4 protein-coding genes and 1 pseudogene are annotated in these 5,328 nt (G+C 68.5%); all 5 read right to left on the bottom strand.

Features of this window, described 5'->3' with window-relative positions; translation table 11 throughout:
• Window positions 1-78: 78 nt before the first annotated feature.
• The gene (locus ACFU8Q_RS38740; RefSeq protein WP_384464057.1) at window positions 79-2,871 is read right to left on the bottom strand and encodes an SdrD B-like domain-containing protein; all 2,793 of its coding nucleotides are present in this window, start codon (window positions 2,869-2,871) and stop codon (window positions 79-81) included.
• 427 nt (window positions 2,872-3,298) lie between these two features.
• A pseudogene (locus tag ACFU8Q_RS38735) lies at window positions 3,299-3,571 on the bottom strand (DDE-type integrase/transposase/recombinase); the annotation flags it as partial.
• Between the two features lie 25 nt (window positions 3,572-3,596).
• A complete protein-coding gene (locus ACFU8Q_RS38730; protein WP_384464054.1) occupies window positions 3,597-4,103 on the bottom strand; it encodes a DUF302 domain-containing protein in 507 nt (168 codons plus the stop codon).
• The gene (locus ACFU8Q_RS38725; RefSeq protein WP_384464051.1) at window positions 4,100-4,858 is read right to left on the bottom strand and encodes a hypothetical protein; all 759 of its coding nucleotides are present in this window, start codon (window positions 4,856-4,858) and stop codon (window positions 4,100-4,102) included. The genes ACFU8Q_RS38730 and ACFU8Q_RS38725 overlap by 4 nt, the downstream gene beginning before the upstream one ends.
• A gap of 73 nt (window positions 4,859-4,931) precedes the next feature.
• Window positions 4,932-5,328 (bottom strand): zinc-binding dehydrogenase (locus ACFU8Q_RS38720; protein WP_384464048.1); only part of this gene is annotated, 397 nt, incomplete at its 5' end.

Genomic DNA, 5,328 nt, shown 5'->3' with positions numbered 1-5,328 from the left:
GGGTTCGCGAACCGCTGGTCCGCGAACCCGCCCGAGCCGGCCCGGACGGTCACCGGTGCCGGTCGCCCCGCTTCGGGGCTAGCGGTGCTGTGCCCTTCGCCTGCGCATCAGCACGACCAGCGCCGCGCCGAGGACTGTGAGCGCGGCGCAGCCGGCCAGGGCCAGCGGAACCACCTGGCTCGTGCCGGTTGACGCCAGGCCCGAGTTGGATGCGTGGCCGGGTGCACCTGGTACACCCGGGGCGCCCGGGGCGCCTGGAGCCCCCGGCGAACCCGGTTTGCCCGGTTTGTCCGGTGTCTCCGGTGCCGTCGGCGTCGGCGTCGGAGTGGGGCCGGGCAGCCGCTCGTTGACCGCGGTCACCGAGACCCCCTCGTCGAGGTTGTCGGAGGTCAGTACCAGCGGCCCGAACACCGCCACATCGGGTACGGCGTACCCTTCGGGCGGGCTGACCTCCTGCCAGTAGTACGTCCCCGGCGCGCCGGCGCCCTGGCAGATGCCGTCGGTCCCGGTCAGGCAGGGCTTGTCGACCGGCGTGTCCGGCTCCGTCCCGGTAGCCTGCAAGCCGTCGGAACCATTTGTCTCCTTCCACAGCTGGAACGTCGCCTTCGCCAGCGGCTTGCCGTCCTGGTCGTGCTTGACCAGGCGCAGCGCGCCTTCCTGTTGCCGGAAGCCGAAGTCGTACGTGTGGTCGTTCTCCCCGGGCCCGCCGGTGGTCAGCGCCCGCTCCGGGAACTTCGCGTCGCGCGGGACGATTCCCTTGGAGTCGATGAAGTGGTTGTCGCCGACATCCGCCTCTGTGGGCACCCACTGGTAGAGCGGGCCGTCCTTGGCGTAGTCGGTCGGATTGTCGAGGCGGATGGTGTATTTGGTCCTCGGCTGGAGGCCGCCGGTGACATTGGAGTCGTCGAAGTAGTACTCGCCGCGCGCCGTCGTCTCGGTCGTCCCCACGAGCTTGCCCGACTCGTCGTACAGGTTGACGGTCGCGCCCACGACCGGCCGCTGGCCCGGGTTCTGGATGCCCTTGCGCTCGGGGTCGTACCAGACCCGGTTGCCGATCTGGAGCGGGGCCTGGTCGCAGAGCACCTCCAGGTCGCCCATCGAGGCGCCCTTGCCGAACGGGGCTACGGCGCCCGGCGGGTTGAGGCGCAGGCCGAACTCCGGGTCCTGCGTGCCATCGCGCTGGAGGAACGACGTGCCGTACCCGAGGGCGGTGTGGTTGGGGTCGAAGGCGGAGGTCGCGATGGTGTTCTCGGCCTTGGCGAGCGCCATGCCGGCGAACGCCGTGTTGCGGTGACCACCCCAGCTGGTATCGAAGAACCGGGTGCCCCGAGGGGACAGCCCGCAGCCGTTGTTGGTGTCCATCACATACATGCCGTCCGCCGGGCAGGCCTTGTTCAGGTCACCGCCAGACATGACGACGGCGGCGGAGTTCGGCGCGGGACCGGCTGGCGCGCGGTCGCCGAAGCGGTCGCGGAAGGCCAGCAGCATCGAGCCGTCGGTCTCGAAGGCGATCTCGCCCAACTCCGGTTCGGGTTTGGCGATGGTGGAGTTGCCACACGGCCGACCGTTCTGCGAGTCCGGGTAGGTGCTCGTCCACGGGAACCAGCCCGCGCCGTCGCACGGGCCGGCGCCGACCGTCGAGCCGCGGGGGTAGTCCAGCGGCTGGTTCAGCACGGCCTTCTGGAAGGCGCCGGTGCCCAGGTCGAAGGGCAGAACCACCGCGCGCAGGTCCGAGACCTTCCCGGTGGACTCGCCCGAGCAGACCCCGCCGAGGTAGCCGGTGCCGTCCTGCATCCCCAGGCCGAAGGGGCGCCAGTCCACCGCCGCCGGACAGCCCGGGTCCGGGATCGCGTAGACGGCCTTCGGCGCTGCCGCGGTCGCCACCGTGGCGTCATAACGGTAGAGCTTGCGGTTGTTGAGGTTGACGACGAACAGGTCCTTGCCGTCATCGGTGATCTTGATGCCGCCCAGACTCTCCTTGCCGGGCACGGCGAGGAACGCGTCATCGGTACCGGGGCCGTGCGCCGTCGTCCCCGCGTCGGGGACGACGGTGAACAGGGAGGTCTTCTTCCGCGCGGGGTCGGTCACATAGATCCCCCCGGCGTCACCCGGACCGTAGTCCGTGGTGCGCTTGGCCAGCGCAGAGGAGAACACCCTCTTGTCGGCCTTGTTCCACGCGATGCCGAACAGCGTGCCGGTCTCGGCGTTGGTGGCGATGTTCGTGACGTTGACGTCGACGCCGTCCTGGCCGCGCGCGTCGTACGGGAAGGAGACCAGCGTGCGCTGGGTCCCGCCCTCGCGCGTGGTGGGCTGACAGGTCGTCATCAGTGGTGCGTTCTTCTGGCAGTAGTCACCCGGACTCCACAGCCCGGTGGTGTACGCCACGTTCTTGTCGCCGGAGAGGTCGACGAACTCCTCATTGCTGCTCAACTGGTTGGGCGCACCGTCCAGTCCCTGACGCGAGGCGAAGGCCGGAAACAGCACGCCCGGCTTCGGATTCACCACCTGGACCCGGTACTTGCCGCTGGTGGTCCTGCCCACCGTCGGAGTCAGTGTCACGGTGCCGTCGGCCGCCGTGACCCCCTCGATGCCCGTCCCGGCGTCGTCGGTGAGGGTCACCTTGACGCCCGCGATGCCCGGTTCCAGCGCGGGTGTCCACACGCCGCTGTTGTCCACGGCCCGGATCACCCGGACCGTCACCGATCCGTCGCCCGCCTGCGAGTGCGCCGCAGGCGCCACGGCTAACGAGCCACTACCGATTCCCAAGGCGAGCGCGGCCAGACAGCCAACGGTGCGGCGGCCGAGCATGCCCGGCGTCCGCCGACGCTGCTGGGGCGCGGCTCCCTTCGCTTGTTCATTCGTAGATGTCATCTCCTGCTCTCAGCGTTCAGAAGGGCCTATGCCCTGCTCGTGGGGGAGTACATAGAGATACGGAGAACCGCCTTTCCAGCGATCTTAGAAGGGCTTTGGGCAAGATCGTGGCGGAATGGCGAACTCGTCCGCCGCCGAACTTTCACGCAGCGGCCTCCGAGCGCATCGCGGGCGGCACGTCGAGGTGGCGAGCGAGGCTCGCACGCCTGGTCCCACCAGTCGCGGACTGCGCTCGCCGCAATGCTCACCCCCAGGACACGGCCACGGCGCGCGGCATCCTGGTCCTCGACACCACCGTGCTGCTGGCCCGCCCCGCACGCGACGGCAACTACCACGCAGAGTCCGGCGCCTGTGCCTGGAGCCAGGCGCACATCCCCGGCTCACGGCATGTGGATCTGTTCACACGGTTCACCGACCCGGCTGCGAGGCTGCCGCGGGTCCGGATCGCGGCCGCCAGGGCGTCGGTGACGAGCTCTGCGCGCATGTGGTCGGCGATCGCCCATCCGGCCAGACGTCGTGAATACAGATCGATGACGGTCGCGAGGCAGCAGAACTTCCCGGTGCCGACGCTCAGGTAGGTAATGTCGCCGACCTACTTGGTGTTCGAGGCCTCGGCGGTGAAGCCGCGGCCGATCCGGTCCGGCGCCTCCAGCGCTGCCGCATCCGGGACGGTGGTGCGGTGCCGGCGCCGCAGACGCACTACGGTCGACCGCCGTCATGTGGAGTCACAGTTGGGAAGGTGCGTCACCGCCGAGGAGAGTGATCAGCTGGGCGAGGAGGGCGTCGAGTTCGCGGCCGACATCCGCGATCCCCGGGTTGCCGTAGCCGGCAAACAGGAGGCTCGGCTGTTCGAAGGCGAGTTTCGTGTCGCCGTCGGGGTCCGCGTAGAGCAGGGTCCGAAGCGGTGCGTGCAGCATGACCGACGGGTCGTGGCGGAACATGCGTTCGGCGATGGTGTGGTTGCCCATCAGGTACTGCGTGGCCTTCCAGAAGGACGGTGATCCCGCCATGACAGCGGTGATGTCGCTGCGGAAATAGCGCATGAACCCGTGCGGGGCGTTGATCTCGGCGAGCTCGAGCGTGGCCTGCCAGGAGGCCATCTGGAAGAAGCGGTCGAGATCGACCTCGGGGACGAGGGTTTCGTAGCGCTCGCGGGCTACGTCGTAGGAGCACGGGAGCGCCACGACGAGCCGCCGGGCGGGGTGGTCGATGACGGCGGTGTCCTTGGTCATGACTGTGCCTGTTCGTCGCCGGAGTGGACGAGTTCCACATCGTGGATGTCGAGCGTGATGGAGGGAAGGTTGAGGTTGACGCTGTTGTCGGGGTTGCGGCGGAAGACTCGTCGGCGTGTGGCCACCAGCAGGCCGTCGAAGCTCTTGTGGCGGCTGGTGTAGTGGCCGACGAGTGTGCTGCCGTTGACTTCGACGATGTAGTCCATGCGGCGTTGCATTCCGAGGGCGTCGAAGTAGAACACCTGGTCGGGGTTGTGCGTGGCGATCTCGGGCGGGAAGCGCACCTGCAGGCGTCGCCAGGTCTGCCCGGCCTCGCGCCACGGTTCGATCTCGTGGACCCGCACGTCCGGATGGGTGAAGAGGAACGGGGTGGTGAAGTAGTTCCAGCACGCGTAGCCCAGGAAGTAGCCGAGGTGCAGAGCATCCCAGGCGCTGTTGCGCAGCATTCCCTTGAAGCCGGCGCGTGCGGGGGCGAGGGTCTCGACCGGTTCGCCGTCGAGGGTCTGCATGGTGACGCTGTCGGCGGCGGCGTCGAAGACCATCCGCTGGTCGGGGCGGGTGAACGGGGTGAATACGATGTGCTCTCTGACCGTGTCGAGCGTCAGAATCTGGTCGAACGTCTTGTCCGGCGGCCAGCCCTTCATCGCCCAGATCGGGCCGCCGATGGAGATGTCGACGTTCAGACCACGCAGGGTGTCCCAGGATTCTCGGCCGCCGGCGGTGGCGATGGCCAGATCGATGAGTTCGTCACTCATGAGCCGGGTACTTTCCTTCGCGATGCGTATGGCGGTCACCGGATCCGGGGACCACCAGGTCTTCCGGCAGCCGTCAGGGGCGGACGAGAACGAGGCCGACCTTGCCGGGCCGTACCGCGTGCTCCACGGCGTTGGCCAGCTCGCCGAGGCCGTACGTAGCGGCCACCTCGAACTGGTCCTTGAGCCCCAGCGCGATCTGCTTCGCGGTCGCGACGTCGGATGCCCGCCTCTCGGCGGAAGCCTCGGCCAGCCACCGACCGATGTTCTTGCCCCGCAGCGTCAACGACTTATTGAGCAGTGTCGACGCGTGCATTGGGATCGCCTCTTCCGCAATTTGCCCGTAACTGACCAGTTTCCCGCCCGGCGTCAACAGATCCAGAAGGCTCTCTGTCAGCTTCCCGCCGATCGGGTCGAAGGCCACACTCACCGGACGACCGTCGGCTGCCTTTCGGACCTCGTCGGCCCAACCC

It is taken from the genome of Streptomyces sp. NPDC057543, assembly GCF_042801895.1.
In the GTDB taxonomy this organism is placed as follows: domain Bacteria; phylum Actinomycetota; class Actinomycetes; order Streptomycetales; family Streptomycetaceae; genus Streptomyces.
This window is presented reverse-complemented; position numbering and strand designations above follow the sequence as displayed.